Below are 16,567 nucleotides of genomic sequence, written 5' to 3'. Positions count from 1 at the left end.
TGCGTCAGCATGATCAGCTATATCGTACAGACATTGATTGTGTGCATTGCCATATACGCATATGAATGGAAGAATTTTCGTTCCGCTAACAATCTAACAAAATGGGCCTTCAGCCTGCTGATTGCAGGAAGTGCTTTTCTATGGATTTATATGAGAGTGAATCCCCTGCTTCCGCGGCTGGGGCACCTGTTTAAATATATTCCGTTTTGAACATGACAGAAAGGATGTGCTTTATGGACAAGACCTCTGCATACCAAGGATTATTTTTCGGAGCTCTGTATACGTTAGCAGTCGGATTAAAGCATGCTCCGATTCTCATGATCGAATCAGCAAAACAAAATGCCTGGCACAGCTACATCCTCGGCGTTGTCATCGTGATTCCGGCACTCTGGCTCATGCATAGGCTGATGAAAAAGCATCAGGATAAAAATATCTATGAGCTGCTGAGCGATTCCTCACCAATCGCAGGCCGGATTATCATTTTACTGTTTTCTTTGTATTTCCTGTTAATCAATGCTCATGATATACGTTTTTTCATCAATTTGATTAACATTTTATTTCTCCCGAGAACACCAATGGCTGTTTTTGGCGGTGTTATTATCTTTGTGGCGATCTGTATTGCCAGAGAGGGAAAAGAAACATTGACCAGAATGGCGCAGATATTCCTATTTCCATTCGGCATCCTGGTCTTATTCCTTCCATTTACGCTGGCCACACAAATTGAGCTTCAAAACTTGACGCCTGTTTTTGAAGGTCTAATCCCATACCTTCAATCAGGCTATTACGCGTTTGGGACAATGGGGGAATTGATTATCCTTCCGCTTCTCTTCTCAAACCGGAGCGTCCCGCTAAAATACACCATTTTCGCGATACTGCTGGGCGCTTTATTGTTGGCCGTGATGTTATTTTCTTCAATTTCTGTCTTTGGTCCCAACCTGACATCTACTTTCTTTGATCCTGCTTATATGGTCATCAGGCAGATCCGCATTACGGATTTTCTGGATCGCTCAGACCTGATCATCGCGGCTTTTTGGATTCCGGTCATTATGGTGAAGATAGCAGGTTCCCTATATATCGTGGTATACGGCCTTTCGTTTTTACACTCAAAAATCGACCCGAAAGCCATGTATACACCAACCGGCATGTTCTCAGTCGTATGCGGCTTTTGGTTCTTTTTAAATACAAATCAGCTAATCGACTTTAACAGAATCAAACCAATCATTAATGTAGTGATTTCTATTTTGCTGCCTTTACTCATTTATTTGATCATAAAAAGCAAAGCTTTGTTCGGCGCCAAAGCAAAGCACTAGGAATTTTTAGCTTCTTTTGTTTGATAAACAGGATTCTGTTTTGTTTTTCTTATATCTTTCAGGTAGTACTGTTCAGATGTAAAGAATTCGGTGTACAGCGCTTTTACCTTTCTGCTCAATAACAACAGCGCAATCACATTTGGAACGAGAATAAAAGCCAATGCTAAGTCCAAAAAGCCCCAAATGGCTTTTGCTCCGCCTGCGGCACCTATGATAATAGCCGCTAAATATACGAATTTAATCACGTGTCCTGCCAGCCGCCCGAACAGAAATTCAGCTTGCTTTACGCCGTAAAAAATGACAACCATAATGGTTGATACGACAAAGAAGACTAGGGAAACCGAAACGAAGTACCCTCCGCCAGAACCGAAATAATGCTGAAATGCAGCCGTCGTCAGTGCTGCCGGGTCAATTGAGGCGTTCTTCCCTGTCCAGACACCAGATGCAAGAACGACAAAAGCGGTGGTCGTGCAGATGATCAAGGTGTCAATGACAATGCCGATCACAGACCAAAACCCTTGCCGCACAGGATGATCAGTCATTGCTGCCGCATGTGCAATCGGGGCTGTTCCCATTCCGGCTTCATTAGAATACAGCCCGCGGGCAAATCCCCAGCGAACGGTTTCCGCCAACGCAGCACCTGCGAACCCTCCAACTGCTGAAGAAGAGGTAAACGCATTTGAAAAAACGAGAGAGAAAAACGCCGGCACTGATGATAGATTCATGAGAACAATCAGGAGACCGGCACCTGCGTATGCCCCTGCCATAAGAGGCACGACAAACTCTGTTACTTTTCCGATCCGCTTTACCCCTCCTATCACCACTAACCCAATCAAAAATGCAATTCCGATTCCTGCGTATATTTTATTGAAAGAAAACGTCTCGGCAAGCGAGACTGAAACCGAATTTCCCTGAACCATAATGCTGGGAATCAGCTCCACAATCAGCGCAACAGAGAAGAATACGCCGAGCCATTTCATGCGCAGCCCTTTTGTTATGTAATACATCGGTCCCCCGACGTATTCACCCTGCTCATTTTTTTCTCTGTAATGAACAGCAAGAACACTTTCAGAAAACTTAATCGCCATGGCAAATAAGGCAATAAGCCACATCCAAAAAACCGCTCCTGGCCCTCCAAACATAATAGCGGCGGGCACACCGACAATGTTCGCTGCACCGATCGTTGAACTGAGGGCTGAGGTCAATGCCTGAAGCGGTGTGACTGTGCCTTCTCCCTTCGGCTTTTTTCCTACGCTGCCGATTGTCTGTTTGAAAATGTATAAAGGATAGCGAAATTGAAAACCTTTCAGCAAAATAGTGAAATACAACCCCGTCCCCGTCAGCAGGATGATTAGCGGCGGGCCCCACAGCCAATCAGATATATGCTCTATCCATACTAATAGTCGTTCCATCCCATCACCCTTTTTTCGTTTATGGGTCATTTCCCATAGATGGAAAAACATAAACCTTTTGACATAGAACTTGGAACATAAAAAGGATGGCTTTTATCAATCGCCATCCTGCAGATCAGACCAATCAGCTGGAAGAAGGTCTGTTTCGTCCAAGCCGATCATATACTTTATTCTTATAAAAAGCGGATGCTGGCTTTGAAAACATGCCTTTTTTGTCGACAAGCTTATCAAGCAGCAATTGCTTTTCAGATTTTTTTCTGATTAATTGCTCGCGTTCTTTTTCGTCATAGCACTTTTCGATTAAATGGTCGATGGTCATAAGCTCTTTTTTGAGCGCGCCCTCGTCCTCTGCCATTCCCGCGTTTTTCAAAATACGATAGCCCATGCGCAGCGATTCCGGCAAGTGTGCCGCGTCATCCTTCGGCAGCGGCTTCCCCATTCCCGGGAGGTTTTGAAAGTCCCCGTCTTTGATGGCGCGCTTAATTTTATCTTCAGACACAATATGGGAAAAATCCATCATTTCACCTCTTTTTATCTATACCTTATATTTTATCATACAATTCTCAATGTACCATTTTATTCCTTTATTTCTAGAAAGATACCTTGTTTTACATTTGGTAATATCAAAGCGAAACGTTGATTCGACGGCGTTTTTCGCCACTTTCTCCCTCATACGATTTTCACTTTTCTAATCTGCTGATTCGTGTTATATTGGATACGTTCGTTTTTTCTATCGTTTCGCTCGAACTGGATCGGAAAAAAGGAGTGTAACAATGAAAACATTTATAAAAGAAAGAGGACTGGCCTTCTTCTTAATTGCGGTCGTCCTGTTATGGATCAAAACGTATGTCGGTTATGTCCTGAACTTCAACTTAGGAATAGACAACACGATACAAAAAATATTGCTTTTTGTGAATCCTCTTAGCTCAAGCTTGTTCTTTCTTGGCTTTGGACTCTTGTTCAAGAAAAAATTACAGCAGACAGCCATTATAGTGATTCATTTTTTAATGTCTTTTTTACTGTACGCCAACATTGTGTACTACAGATTTTTCAATGATTTTATTACAATTCCGGTCATTATGCAGGCTAAAACAAACGGCGGCCAACTCGGTGACAGCGCATTTTCGCTGATGAGACCGACTGACGCCTTTTACTTTATCGATACGATCATCCTGATCATCTTGGCGATCAAAGTAAACAAGCCTGCCGAAACGTCAAGCAAAAAATCGTTCCGAATTATTTTTGCGTCTTCAATTCTTGTGTTCTTGATCAACCTGGCAGTTGCGGAATCAGACCGTCCTGAATTGCTGACAAGATCATTCGACCGGAACTATCTTGTGAAATACTTGGGAACATACAATTTCACGATTTATGACGCTGTACAGAATATCAAGTCCAACAGCCAGCGCGCGCTTGCCGATTCCAGCGACGTAACGGAAGTAGAAAACTACATGAAAGCCAATTACGATGTGCCGAATAACGTGTATTTCGGCAAAGCGGAAGGAAAAAACGTCATTTACGTTTCACTTGAATCTTTGCAGTCATTTATCATCGACTATAAAATTGACGGCAAAGAAGTGACACCATTCTTAAATAAACTGGCACATGATAACGAAACGTTCTACTTTGATAACTTTTTCCACCAAACGGGACAAGGTAAAACATCTGATGCTGAATTTATGATGGAAAACTCTCTGTACCCGCTGGCTCAAGGTTCAGTTTTCGTAAACAAAGCGCAAAACACGCTGCAATCCGTTCCGGCGATTCTGAAGTCTAAGAATTACACATCTGCTACTTTCCACGGGAACACGCAGACGTTCTGGAACCGTAACGAAATGTACAAGGCGGAAGGCATTGATAAATTCTTTGATTCTGCTTACTATGACATGAACGAAGAAAACACGAAAAACTACGGCATGAAAGACAAACCGTTCTTCAAAGAATCAATGCCGCTGCTGGAAAGCCTGCCGCAGCCGTTCTATACGAAGTTCATTACCCTGTCTAACCACTTCCCATTCGGAATGGATGAGGGGGATACAGACTTCCCGGCTGGAGACTTTGGTGACTCTGTCGTCGATAACTACTTCCAGTCAGCCCATTACCTTGATCAGTCCATTGAACAATTCTTCAATGATCTGAAAAAAGACGGGTTATATGATAAATCGATTATTGTGATGTACGGAGACCACTACGGCATCTCTGAAAACCACAATAAAGCGATGGCGAAAGTGCTTGGCAAGGATGAAATCACTGATTACGACAACGCCCAGCTTCAACGGGTGCCGCTCTTTATCCACGCTGCCGGCGTGAAGGGCGAGAAAGTTCATAAATATGCCGGAGACGTTGATGTGGCTCCTACCATTCTGCATCTGCTCGGAGTGGATACGAAGGACTATCTGATGTCCGGTTCTGATATTTTATCGAAAGAACACCGTGAAGTGATTCCGTTCCGAAACGGAGACTTTATTTCACCGAAGTACACGAAAATATCCGGTAAGTATTACGACACGAAAACCGGAAAAGAACTCGATGAATCCGAAGTCGACAAGTCAGAAGACTCGCTCGTCAAGAAGGAACTTGAAATGTCCGATAAAATCATAAACGGAGACCTGCTGCGGTTCTACGAGCCGAAAGGTTTTAAGAAGGTGAATCCTTCCGATTATGATTACACAAAACATGACGAAGATTCTTCCGAAACGTCAAAGGATAACGAAGATAAATAAGAAAAAGCGGAGAGGTTGCCCTCTCCGCTTTTTTTATTTGACAGCAGCTCTCAATTCTTCCGCCGCAAATTCCACATTCGGGCCAATAATGACTTGAACCGATTGCCCGCCCGATTTGACAACCCCTTTTGCGCCTGCTTTCTTTAGCAGCGCTTCATCCACCAAAGCGGTATCCTTCACAGTCAGTCGCAGCCTTGTGGCGCAATGATCAATGGTTTGAAGGTTTTCTTTTCCGCCGAGCCCTTTCAGCATGATGTTTTCATTTACATCCTGAACAGTATTTTCATCCAGCACTTCATCTACATCATCGTCTTCCCGTCCAGGCGTTTTTAAATTCAAAGCCTTAATCAGTACATAAAACACGATAAAGTATACTGCCGCATAGCATATACCTACCAAAAGCAGAAGCAGCGGTTTTTCCGCGATTCCATAGCTGAGCACATAATCGATAGCTCCAGCTGAAAAAGAGAAGCCTGAGCGGATGCCGAGCCAGTTGACGATAAATAAAGATAACCCGGTTAAGACCGCGTGAACAGCGTATAAAAGCGGAGATAAAAACATAAATGCAAACTCAATCGGCTCCGTAATCCCTGTGATAAACGCCGTTAAAGCAAACCCAATCATCATCCCAGCCGTCGCTTTCCGTTTAGACGGCTTCGCAGTCACAACCATAGCCAGACACGCCGCCGGAAGACCGAACATCATGATTGGGAAGAATCCCGTCATATATGTGCCCGCTGTCGGATCTTTCGCGAAAAAGCGCGCCAGATCCCCTGTCACTCCGTTATATTCTCCAAATTGGAACCAGAAAATATTGTTCAGCACATGGTGAAGGCCAAGCGGAATTAACAGCCTGTTGAAAAGGCCGAATATGCCTGCCCCGATGCCGCCGAGCCCGAGCATCCACTCTCCAAACGAGTTTATACAAGATTGAATCGGCGGCCAGACGACTCCGAATATGCCCGCTAAAATGATCGTAATAATGGCTGTTATAATCGGCACAAGCCGTCTGCCACTGAAAAATCCGAGATATTCAGGCAGCTTGGTATCCTTGAAGCGGTTATAGGTGTAACCGGCAATTAAACCGGCAATAATTCCCCCAAACACCGCCATGTTATTTGTTTTATCAATTGTCTTTGTTGCCGCGTCAAGCATCAGATACGATATCGCCCCTGATAAACCCGCGGCCCCATTGCTGTCTTTTGAAATGCCGATGGCAATTCCGATCGCAAAAATAAGCGGCAGATGATCAAAAACCGCCGTCCCCGCCTGATAGACAAACGGGATATTAAATACATCCTCTCTGCCAAGCGCAAGGATAATTCCAACCGCAGGCAGAACTGCAATCGGGAGCATAAATGACTTCCCGAGTTTTTGTAAAAGTGAAAGCATACCCATCCCCCTCATACCCTTTTTTTTCAAATATACCATATAAGATATCTAGTGATCTATACCAATTTTCCCGGGGGTATTTCTTTTTTCCCAGGCCCGTGTGTTTCCTATTTTTAAGACAGTTGTGGTAAGCTTAATCTAGATTATTTAAAAAGAAAGCGGGAATGACAGATGATTGTAACAAACGATCAAGAATTAGAAGGCCTGAAAAAAATCGGAAGAATCGTCGCGCTTGCGCGTGAAGAAATGAAGCGGAAGGCAGAGCCCGGCATGAGCACAAAAGACCTTGACCTTATCGGAAAAGCTGTGCTTGATGAGCATGGCGCCGTTTCAGCTCCTGAGAAGGAATACGATTTTCCAGGCGTGACATGCATCAGCGTAAATGATGAAGTGGCTCACGGCATACCAAGCACATCCAAAATTTTAAAAGCAGGGGACCTTGTCAACATCGACATCTCCGCTGAATTTGGCGGCTTCTATTCCGACACAGGCATCTCATTTGTGCTCGGTGAAGGAGAAGAACGCCTTCATAAGCTTTGCCAATGCGCGGAAAACGCTTTTCAAAAGGGGCTTCAGCAGGCAAAAGCGGGCAAGCGCCAAAACCAGATCGGAAGAGCCGTTTATCATGAAGCACGCTCTCAAGGCTTTACCGTCATCAAAACCCTGACCGGCCACGGAATCGGCCGAAGCCTGCATGAAGCGCCGAATCACATCATGAACTATTATGATCCGTTTGATAACGCACTGTTCAAAAATGGCACAGTCATCGCGCTTGAACCGTTTATTTCAACGAAAGCAGAAACGATTGTTGAAGCTGGAGACGGCTGGACGTTCAAGACGCCGGATAAAAGCATGGTTGCCCAAGTTGAACACACGATCGTCATCACAAAAGATGAACCGATTATCCTGACGAAACTGTAAAACACATTCCGGGCTTCCGGCAGGTTTAACCTCCTCCAATAGCAGGTAAAACATCATTATTCTGCACGAGGAGGTCTTGCAATGAACAGAGATCAAGAAAAAATCCAAATTGAAAACGAAATGAACGCGATGCATGGCACAATAAAAGAAGACATTTTAAAAGACTTTGATGAATTTAAAGGCTACCTGAAAAAACAAGTCAACCGAGGCAAAAAGCTGGGATTGGATGACGGCAAGCTTGTAAAAAGCGCTGCGATCCTAGGAGACTACCTCGCAAAGCATGAAGAGCCGCAAAACGGTGAAGAAATGCTGCTGCAAGAGCTTTGGAGCGTTGCAGACGAAGATGAGAAAGAACATTTGGCACAGCTTCTGGTCAAATTGGTTGATAAACAATAAAACATGAGCCGGGCGATATGCGCCCGGCTTTCTTGATATTGTCACAGCCCGGCTCTTTCAGATATGCTACACTACTATTATGTCTGTGAAAGGAGCCTTTATCTGCATGTGGTTTATTATTTTCGGCATCATTTTTTTCATTGAAGGCATCATTATGACCGTTTACGGCGTTAAGAAAAAAAACGGGATGCTCACATATATCGGCATTGTTTTCGCCATTATGACATTTGGCGTTGTCATGATCAAACTAACCGGCCATTAAATCATATTCGGCTTTTGCTCCGCATATACATTCAGAAGAACATTCGTACATCTAGTGCGAAAGGCTCAGTTTTCCCCGCATCTCTTTTCAGCATCTTTTTATAGATGTTACAATGCCAATCGTTTCGAAATCAGATAGGGAAAGGAGTTTTCTGACATGCATTACGGCAGTAAAGGCTGGTATGTGGCAGAACTAAAAAAGCAGGGGATCACGCACCATGAAGGAAGAAAGCTTCAAAGCTATAAAACCTATTTTCTTGCCAACCTGCTTGAATCAAAGAAAAAACAATCTTAAATATGACAAAGCCGCGCACGTTGATATGCGCGGCTTTTTTCTATTCAACCGGCAGCAGCCTGTCCTTTTTTTTCATAAAGGACGCTCTCCAGCTTTCCGATAGTGCAGCCTCACTTAAAATCAGTTCAATGGCGGTGAGATTTTTTGCATCATGGTAGTTGATGCGGTTGGCGAACTGGACGGATATGCCCTTCTCTCCTCTGGACAGCAATTCAAGGTTCGCGCCGGGAGACACCCTGCCCTCCTCCAGCACGCGAAAATAGAACCCTGTATAGCCGGTTTGCTGGACCTTCAGCACCATTTCTTTTACACCAAACTTTTTCGCCAGCTTTACACACGGCTGGCGCGGCTGGCTGACCTGAACAACAGCTTCATCAAGTCTGAACACATCCCCGATGCAAACATTCTCCTCAGTCAGGCCCGCGACCGTCAGATTTTCTCCAAATGCGGCATTTGACAGCGGTCTTGAGAGGAACTCTTCCCAAAACGGATAATGCTCCGCCGGGTAGACACAGACAGCCTTATCAGGTCCGCCGTGGTTGACGAGGTCCGCCTGTCCGTCTCCTTCAAAATTCTCCCGATACAGCATGACGGCTGATTCAGCCGGCCGCTTCATGATGCCGGTTTCGATTTTCTTTCCGTCATATTCAAGCGTCTGCGGTTTTCCCAGATTAAGAGAAAGAACTGAATAGCGCTCTGGTTTCATATAAACACATCCCCTTTACAGGTTGTAAAATGATTGATTATCATAAAAAGAAAAGGTGGTTTTTACATGCTTCAATACCGAATCATTGTAGACGGCCGGGTTCAAGGTGTGGGCTTTCGCTATTTTGTTCAAATGGAAGCTGATAAGCGAAAACTGGCCGGCTGGGTCAAAAACCGTGATGACGGGCGTGTCGAGATTTTGGCAGAGGGTCCGGAAAACGCCCTGCAATCGTTTGTTGAGGCTGTAAAGAACGGAAGCCCTTTCTCAAAGATTACCGACATCTCTGTGACTGAATCCCGCAGCCTTGAAGGCCATCATCGATTTTCTATTGTTTACTCATAAGGCTTATCTTGATAAAAATAGTTCGGCTTAACGATTGAGTTATCATAGGAGCGGTGGAAGATATGAGAGGCAGCGGGTGAAATTGGCGGAATCAGCCACGTCCAGTCTCCCGTCAGCTTTCTGCCCGCTTCTTCCTCCTGTTCTTCAAACCGTTTAAACTGGCTTGCCGCTGTATGATGATCAACGATGCTGACACCCTGCTTTTTATACGAGTGCAGCACAGCTTTATTCAATTCAACTAGCGCTTGATCCTTCCATAAATCCGTATTGTAATCAGCGGCGATGCCGATCACGGACGCTACTTTTTTCAGCTTGTCGTACCGCTTTTCATCTGCGAGGTTTCTCGCTCCGATCTCCGTGCCCATATACCAGCCGTTAAATGGCGCGGCATTATAATGAATGCCCCCGACCTCAAGCTTCATATCAGAGATGATAGGCACGCCGTACCACTTCAGCTCCAAATCAGAAAACGCCTCGATGTCCGGATGTGTGATTGGAACCTCGATCACAAGTGAACGCGGCAGCTCATACCAGACAGGCTGTTCGTCGCCTTTCATGCGAAAAATGAGCGGCAGCAGGTCAAAATCCGTTCGTTCTCCGCGCCAGCCGAGCTCTTCGCAGGCTGCTGTCAGGGAACAGGAAGCCGGGTCGCCGATTCTTTCTCCGTCTGACTCATATCCAGCGTACCGGATCAGCTGATGATTCCAGATCTCGACTTGCTTTTCACCCTTCTCTTCCGGAGGGAAAATCGTAATGGTCGGTCTGATTTTCCCGTTATTGGTGGCGGTTTCAATATGGTGAAAGAGGGCGTCACGCACTTCCTCCTTCGTCCGGACGTCTCGTCTGTCGATAACATTCAGCGAATTCCAGAACAATCTGCCGATGCAGCGGTTGCTGTTTCTCCAAGCCATTTTCGCTCCGTGCTCTAGCTCTTCCTTCGTATGTACATAGCTTCCGGTCAGGTCAATTTCACTTTTAATGTCCTCGAGACGGTCTTTCACTTCCTCCTCCTTTCCTAATTCCTGATAGCATGCGGCAATAAACGCTTTCGCTTCGTTCCAGAGTATTTCTTTTTCTTCCAACAAACTCTCCCCTTCACATCACTTCATGCTTTTCATTGTATCGTTTTTAAGCGGCAAGACAAATGATTTTTCTGCAACTTCCTGGAAAACAATAAAAAACACCCGCGTAATGCGGGTGTCAAATAGACGATAATCGACTTGCCAATTCAGTTAAGTCACTTCGAAAGTTTTTGCCGGTCATCGGTATGCCGTGCCCTGTCAATAACGCTTCCGGTTCAAGACCGGCCAGCTTTAGAATGGACTCCGCGGCCGTCTCTGTGTCAGGCGTGAAATAAGCCGGCGGACCGTGAAGCTCCTGTTTTTGTATCAAGACGTCAGCCATTTTCTCCTGTTCCACTGTAATAACAGCATCACCTGCTACAAGCACGCGTCCGTCATCGCGGAATAACGAAATATGGCCCGGCGTGTGTCCTGGTGTCGCGATCCATATCCACTCGTCAAGAAAAGGAACTGAACCGTCTTCCGGCAGTGCCTGGACATGTGAGGAAATATCGATGGAATGCCGCGGAAACAGCGGCGACAGCTTGGCGACCAGCCCGCTCTTGCTGTCAGGACGAGCCGGAGGATAATCCTCTTTACCTGTTACATAAGGCATTTCCCGAGAATGGATATAAACAGGCACATCCCAATGCTCAAGGATCTCTTCGATTGCCCCAATATGGTCAAAGTGCCCGTGTGTGAGGATAATCGCCTTCAGCTGAAACCCTTCACCGAATCTTTGTTTGGCTTCATTGACAATCACGCCGGCTGATTGGGGCATGCCGGCATCAATTAAAACAAATGAGTGAGGTTCAGAAGGCAGCTGAATAAAATAGACATTCGCAATTTGCACAGTCAGGCCGTGCACCCCTTTTGCCGCTTCGAACCCCGTTCCGCTTCTGACTGAAGTCAGCGGCATATAAGGATCACTCATAATGACACCTCCGGAATGTTGTATGCCGTTAGTGTGTGTCATTACGCCTGAATTATCATACGGAAATAGAGATCGCACCGATGAATAGAGCGATAGCCGTCATGACGATCACTGCGAGAACCGCCCATTTCAATGCGAATTTTTGATGGTCATCAATAGAAACTCCGACGAGTCCGACAAGCAAATGAGTGGATGGCACAAGCGGACTCAGCATATGAATCGGCTGGCCGATAATAGAGGCTCTGGCAATTTCCACTTTATCCACACCGTATGCGACAGCTGTTTCTGATAAAATCGGCAGCACCCCGTAGAAATACGCGTCATTCGGCATCAAGAATGTGAAAATGCCGCTTGTTAAGGCAACAATCGCCGGGATCAATCCGCCCATTTGTTCCGGTATCATGGACACGAGCGAGATCGCCATTTCATCAACCATTTTCGTGCCTGTCAAAATCCCCGTGAACACCCCCGCGGCAAAAATCATTGAACCGATAGCCAGCACGTTGCTGGAATGCGCCGCGATGCGCTGTCTCTGATGCTCGAGATTGGGATAATTCACAATCAGCGCAATACAAAACGCAATGACAAACAGTACGGTTAAACTGACTTTACCCGATACTAAACATCCTATTAAAGAAAGCGTTAACAATAAATTGAACCACCAAAGCTTCGGCCGCTTCCACTCATCTTCAACCGCAGCAGCCGGTTCATTGGCATTGGCCGGCTGTTTCAGTTCAATCACACCAAGGCGCTTTCGTTCCGCTTTTCCAAGCACATACGCAACCGCCACCATACAAAGCATCCCGCTTGCAATGACAGGAATCATCGGCCCTGTAAGCTCAGCTGGATCAACCCCCAGCGCACTCGCGGCCCTCGGCGTCGCACCGCCCCATGGAATCGTGTTCATGATTCCCATGCCGACTCCCGCGATTCCTGCCAAGATAATTGGCCGGATGCCTAGCAGCAAATAGAGCGGAAGCATGGCGCTTGTCGTAATCATGTACGTTGTCGAGCCATCTCCGTCCAAGGCGACGAGCATTGTAAGGACCGCTGTCCCGACAACAATTTTTAAAGGGTCTCCTTTGACCATGCTTAAAATTTTGCCAACCATTGGATCAAACAGGCCTGTATCAATCATAATTCCAAAATATAAGATCGCAAACATAATCATGACCGCAGTCGGTGCGACTTGCTGAATCCCCGAAATCATCATGTCCCCAACTTCAGTAAATCCAAATCCGGCGATAAGCGCAAACACAATCGGCGTCAAAACTAATGCTGTTAAAACAGAAAGCCGTTTTGTCATGATCAATGCCATAAACACAAGCATCATGAGAAAGCCTAAGATTGCTAACACATCCATTCCCCCTTAAATGAATCCGCTTACATTTTTTTCTCCCTTACTCCCCTTTTTGTCTTGCCTTTTTGCCATCGTATGGGAAAACCAACCGCAAGTAAATAATTTGGTTTTTTTGTATTTTTAAATTTTTAAAACCGTTTTGTTCTTTTTGATCATTTTTCGGCATGAAAAAATCCCGGGATGCCGGGATCTTAATTTCCTGTCATGATGCTTTGATAAAAAGCGGATTGCTCTTCTAAAAACCGTTTCGTTTCCCTGCTGTTCAAATAAAAGCTTTCCCAGTCCTGTTCGTTTATTTTCCGCTTCCATTCAGGTGAGGAGGTGACCTTCTTTAGCGCTTGATCCCAGTAAGAAATCTCTTCCTCAGACATATTTTTCGGGCCCAAAATCCCTCTCCAATGAGAAAAAACAAACGGGATTCCCTGCTCCTTCCACGTCGGTACATTTGGAAAACCGGGAAGTCTTTTATCAGATGTTACAGCAGCTAACGTGATATCGCCGTTTCGTTCATATGGTTTCGCTTCAGAAAGTGTCATGGAAGCCGCTTCTATCTCATGTCTGATCAGCGCCTGAATGAGCTGTTCGCTGCTGTCATACTGTGAGAATTGAATGTCAAACGGGTCAATGCCGTACATATCTGCCGCTCTGACGAACGAGAGCTGATCATCATTGCCAAACCCCGGGGCAAAGCCGATTCTCACCTTGCCGGGATGCATGTTGATCTCATTCAGCACATCCTTGCCATTTGTTAACGCTGATCCTTTTGGCAATGCAACCGTCTGCCATTCCTTGGAGAGAATGGCGAGCGGCGTAAAATCGGACATTTTTAATTTGCTTTGCCCGAGAAGATCATTGCTCAATATTAGGCTGGACGTCATGCTGATGGTTTGTTTGCTGCTTTTGTTGACATATTTCCAGCCTTTCTCTCCCCCGCCGCCGGATTTATAGACGATATGAACATCATCCTTCACGATCTGCTTCTGCCTCAAAACTGATTGGATCGCCTGCGCTGTGACATCCCAGCCGCCAGAAGGTTCGGCAGGGACGACAATTTCTATCGGCCCGTCCGGCAGGCGCGGCGCAGCCACCTGCCTGATATCACCCTGCATAAAGATCAATAGAAAAATCAATAATATTATAGATTTTTTCATATCTAATCCGCCGCCAAATAATATTTTCTCTCCGGCCTGCCGATAATCCCGTATTCAAGCTCGGCTCTTGCTTCTTCCTTTGACACAAGGTACTCGGCATAACGGCGGGCAGTTGTTCGTGACGCCCCCATTTTTTCCCCAAGTTCCTCCGCTGTCAATCCTTCTGACGCAGTCTGAAGCGCTTCCTTAATTTTTCGCAGTGTAATCGAATTAATGCCAGTCGGCAAATCCTCTGCCGGCAAAGCTGTCTTCACACCGTTCCCAAAAATATGGTCGATCATGGATTGGCTGACCTCCGGCTGAGACATGAGCAGCTTCCTTTTTTCTTTATACTGAAGCAGCACCTGCCTGAACTTGTCAGCCGTTACGGGTTTGATCAAATAGTGGGCAATTCCTGCCCTTAGCGCTTCCTGCAAATGCCGGGTTTCTGTTGCCGCTGTGATAATCATAATGTCCACTTCAGGAAATTGGCTTCGTATATCAGGAATCAACGCGGTCCCAAGCTCGTCCGGCATATAAATATCCAGCAGAAGCAAATCAGCCTTGTGTTCCTTCAAAAGCGCCAATGTCTCTTTTGCGTTAGCCGCCTTGCCGATAATCTTGAATCCATCAAGCTGTTTAATCAATCTCTCATGGATTTGCGCAACTCGAAAATCATCCTCCGCAATCGCGATGTGAATCAAATGGATTCCCCCTTTGTTTCTCCTTCGGTATAAACACAGTGAATACCGCCCCGCCAGTTTTTTGATTCGCCAGTTCGATCCAGCCGCCCAGTTCACGCACTGAGTCTTTCACATTGGCCAGACCGTAGCCTCTCCTCATCCCCTTTGAAGAATAGCCTCTCTCAAACACAGCTTCTATTTTCTCTGGCGGCACACCGGGCCCTGTGTCTGATACTTCAATGACAATGTCATGGCCCATATCCGTGATAAAAAACAAAACTTCCTTCACGCTTTGCTCCGCTACAGCTTCGAAAGCGTTATCAATTAAATTGCCAATAATCGTAATAAGATGGGACAAGCCGATATGTGCAGGAAGAGGCGCGAGTGAGCTGTTCTCATCAATCACCAGCTTGACCTTCTTTTCCGATGCCTTGCTTATTTTCCCTAACAAAATGGCCTGCACCTGCTGCGAATGAATGTTATGGAATAAAAGATCATGCTGTTCATTTTGTATCGCATATTCCTCTTTAATCAGATCAATGGCTTCATCATACTCCCCAAGTTCAAGCAGCCCTAAAATCGCATAAAGCTTATTTGAAAATTCATGAGTCTGCGCCCTGAGATCCTCAGAATATTTGCGAACCTCTGTCAATGTGTCGATCAGCTTCTTCAGCTCTGTTTTCTCCCTGAAGCTGACGACAATCCCATACGCCTGCCCGCCTTGATTCATCACTTTCGTATTGATAATAAACACTTGATCGTTGACGCTTACTTCCTGGTTCGGCAGCATTTCTCCTTTTTCAAGCACAGACATCAGCCCTGCTCCCGGCATGACGTCATCTATAGGAAGATGGGTCACAGGCTCGGGCAGCTTCAGCATCTCGGCCGCCGATACGTTCATCATGGTGACGACGCCTTCACGGTTGGTGGCAATAATCCCTTCTCGAATCGCGAAAAGCATTGCGTTCCTCTCACGATATAGAGCCGCGATCTCATGCGGCTCAAGCCCAAGCGTATCCTTTCTGATGCTTTTCGCCAGCACGGCGGCGCCAATAAATCCAAGCAGCAGTACAAGCACAGCAATCACACTCAAATTTCTCAAATGCTTTTTGATGCTTTGCTCTGTCTCCGTTTGCAGAAAATCAACAGATACGCTGCCGATCACTTGGCTGTATCCCTTCTGTTCTTTTATAATCGGCGCGCTCCCTCTGATCACTCTTCGTCCATCCGCTTTTGTTTCAGAAACATGCGAACCGCCAAACAAAATTTCTCTGCTGCGCTCCAGTTTCTTTAATCCGCTTTTTCCAGAGGCGCTGCGAATGTCTCCTTTTTCGTCCAAAACATAAATGGCAAACGCGCCAGTCTGTTCTTTCATTTGTTCAATGACCTCTTGCGTCTGAGCCGCATGTCCGTCTTTTCTCTCAATGAGCTCTTTAACCGGCGGCATATAGGAAATGGTTCTCGCCGTTTGAACCGCCAGCTGCTCTGCCTGTCTCCGTTCTCCCTGTGTATGCTGAACGGCTAACGTAATGGTCAGCACACCAATGACAAAGACCAGCAGAGCCGCAATCAGCCCCATTATTTTTGTTTGCAGGGAAAAATGGAACCGCTTTTTCACCACAGCACCAGCCGTCCTTTCTA

The 16,567-nt window shown here is 45.9% G+C and carries 20 protein-coding genes; 8 read left to right on the top strand and 12 right to left on the bottom strand.

Annotated features, from left to right (window positions below):
* The first annotated feature begins 9 nt into the window (after positions 1-9).
* Complete coding sequence (locus tag NST79_RS04290) at positions 10-210, top strand: hypothetical protein (protein ID WP_003233686.1); 201 nt, start codon at positions 10-12, stop codon at positions 208-210.
* 23 nt (positions 211-233) lie between these two features.
* Positions 234-1,310: an endospore germination permease gene (locus NST79_RS04285; protein ID WP_212059939.1), complete on the top strand. Its 1,077-nt coding sequence runs from the start codon at positions 234-236 to the stop codon at positions 1,308-1,310.
* Here NST79_RS04285 and NST79_RS04280 read toward each other — a convergent pair.
* From NST79_RS04280 to NST79_RS04270, 3 genes are all read right to left on the bottom strand, one after another.
* The gene (locus NST79_RS04280) at positions 1,307-2,722 is read right to left on the bottom strand and encodes a sodium:alanine symporter family protein (protein ID WP_015252561.1); all 1,416 of its coding nucleotides are present in this window, start codon (positions 2,720-2,722) and stop codon (positions 1,307-1,309) included. The genes NST79_RS04285 and NST79_RS04280 overlap by 4 nt on opposite strands.
* A 124-nt stretch (positions 2,723-2,846) precedes the next feature.
* A complete protein-coding gene (locus NST79_RS04275; protein ID WP_003233692.1) occupies positions 2,847-3,239 on the bottom strand; it encodes a DUF1992 domain-containing protein in 393 nt (130 codons plus the stop codon).
* 18 nt (positions 3,240-3,257) lie between these two features.
* Positions 3,258-3,395: a hypothetical protein gene (locus tag NST79_RS04270; protein ID WP_010886442.1), complete on the bottom strand. Its 138-nt coding sequence runs from the start codon at positions 3,393-3,395 to the stop codon at positions 3,258-3,260.
* A 100-nt stretch (positions 3,396-3,495) separates the two neighbouring features.
* Here NST79_RS04270 and ltaS point away from each other — a divergent pair, with 100 nt between their 5' ends.
* Entirely contained in the window at positions 3,496-5,445 is a 1,950-nt protein-coding gene (ltaS, locus tag NST79_RS04265) for a lipoteichoic acid synthase (RefSeq protein ID WP_003233694.1), read from the top strand.
* Between the two features lie 33 nt (positions 5,446-5,478).
* Here the strand turns inward: ltaS and nagE are convergent, their stop codons facing one another.
* On the bottom strand, positions 5,479-6,837 hold the full coding sequence (gene nagE / locus NST79_RS04260; RefSeq protein WP_212059941.1) for an N-acetylglucosamine-specific PTS transporter subunit IIBC: 1,359 nt from the start codon (positions 6,835-6,837) through the stop codon (positions 5,479-5,481).
* A gap of 171 nt (positions 6,838-7,008) precedes the next feature.
* On the opposite strand from nagE, the gene map reads away from it, so the two are divergent.
* From map to NST79_RS04240, 4 genes are all read left to right on the top strand, one after another.
* A complete protein-coding gene (gene map / locus NST79_RS04255; protein WP_003233698.1) occupies positions 7,009-7,758 on the top strand; it encodes a type I methionyl aminopeptidase in 750 nt (249 codons plus the stop codon).
* Positions 7,759-7,839: 81 nt separating this feature from the next.
* Positions 7,840-8,154 (top strand): DUF3243 domain-containing protein, encoded by a 315-nt coding sequence (locus NST79_RS04250; RefSeq protein WP_003233700.1) that lies wholly within the window; start codon positions 7,840-7,842, stop codon positions 8,152-8,154.
* Between the two features lie 106 nt (positions 8,155-8,260).
* Complete coding sequence (locus NST79_RS04245) at positions 8,261-8,416, top strand: hypothetical protein (RefSeq protein ID WP_003244572.1); 156 nt, start codon at positions 8,261-8,263, stop codon at positions 8,414-8,416.
* A gap of 156 nt (positions 8,417-8,572) precedes the next feature.
* Positions 8,573-8,710, top strand: coding sequence for a YflJ family protein (locus NST79_RS04240; RefSeq protein WP_003233704.1), 138 nt, complete (start codon positions 8,573-8,575; stop codon positions 8,708-8,710).
* A gap of 40 nt (positions 8,711-8,750) precedes the next feature.
* Here NST79_RS04240 and NST79_RS04235 read toward each other — a convergent pair whose 3' ends face one another.
* On the bottom strand, positions 8,751-9,416 hold the full coding sequence (locus NST79_RS04235; protein ID WP_014479155.1) for an MOSC domain-containing protein: 666 nt from the start codon (positions 9,414-9,416) through the stop codon (positions 8,751-8,753).
* 66 nt (positions 9,417-9,482) lie between these two features.
* Here NST79_RS04235 and NST79_RS04230 point away from each other — a divergent pair, with 66 nt between their 5' ends.
* Positions 9,483-9,758, top strand: a complete 276-nt coding sequence (locus tag NST79_RS04230; RefSeq protein WP_212059943.1) for an acylphosphatase — start codon at positions 9,483-9,485, stop codon at positions 9,756-9,758.
* On the opposite strand, the gene nosA is transcribed toward NST79_RS04230, so the two are convergent.
* The 7 genes from nosA to yflR all read right to left on the bottom strand — a co-directional run bounded on the left by nosA (position 9,749) and on the right by yflR (position 16,547).
* Entirely contained in the window at positions 9,749-10,840 is a 1,092-nt protein-coding gene (gene nosA / locus NST79_RS04225) for a nitric oxide synthase oxygenase (RefSeq protein ID WP_212059951.1), read from the bottom strand. The genes NST79_RS04230 and nosA overlap by 10 nt on opposite strands.
* A gap of 118 nt (positions 10,841-10,958) precedes the next feature.
* Positions 10,959-11,753 carry an MBL fold metallo-hydrolase gene (locus NST79_RS04220; RefSeq protein WP_181216890.1) on the bottom strand — a complete coding sequence of 265 codons (795 nt, stop codon included), beginning with the start codon at positions 11,751-11,753 and terminating at the stop codon, positions 10,959-10,961.
* Positions 11,754-11,808: 55 nt separating this feature from the next.
* Positions 11,809-13,110 carry a citrate transporter CitM gene (gene citM, locus NST79_RS04215; RefSeq protein ID WP_042978073.1) on the bottom strand — a complete coding sequence of 434 codons (1,302 nt, stop codon included), beginning with the start codon at positions 13,108-13,110 and terminating at the stop codon, positions 11,809-11,811.
* Positions 13,111-13,153: 43 nt separating this feature from the next.
* Positions 13,154-13,279, bottom strand: a complete 126-nt coding sequence (locus tag NST79_RS04210) for a hypothetical protein (RefSeq protein WP_032679059.1) — start codon at positions 13,277-13,279, stop codon at positions 13,154-13,156.
* Between the two features lie 25 nt (positions 13,280-13,304).
* Positions 13,305-14,264 (bottom strand): tripartite tricarboxylate transporter substrate binding protein, encoded by a 960-nt coding sequence (locus NST79_RS04205; protein ID WP_106074016.1) that lies wholly within the window; start codon positions 14,262-14,264, stop codon positions 13,305-13,307.
* A gap of 2 nt (positions 14,265-14,266) precedes the next feature.
* The gene (gene citT / locus NST79_RS04200; RefSeq protein ID WP_042978071.1) at positions 14,267-14,947 is read right to left on the bottom strand and encodes a two-component response regulator CitT; all 681 of its coding nucleotides are present in this window, start codon (positions 14,945-14,947) and stop codon (positions 14,267-14,269) included.
* Positions 14,919-16,547, bottom strand: a complete 1,629-nt coding sequence (yflR, locus tag NST79_RS04195) for a two-component sensor histidine kinase CitS (protein WP_069703948.1) — start codon at positions 16,545-16,547, stop codon at positions 14,919-14,921. Before yflR ends, citT begins: the two co-directional genes overlap by 29 nt.
* Positions 16,548-16,567: the final 20 nt, after the last annotated feature.

The organism is Bacillus sp. PS196, assembly GCF_037963555.1.
GTDB lineage: Bacteria > Bacillota > Bacilli > Bacillales > Bacillaceae > Bacillus > Bacillus subtilis.
The sequence above is the reverse complement of the archived record's forward strand: the minus strand, read 5'-3'. Positions and strand labels throughout refer to the sequence as shown.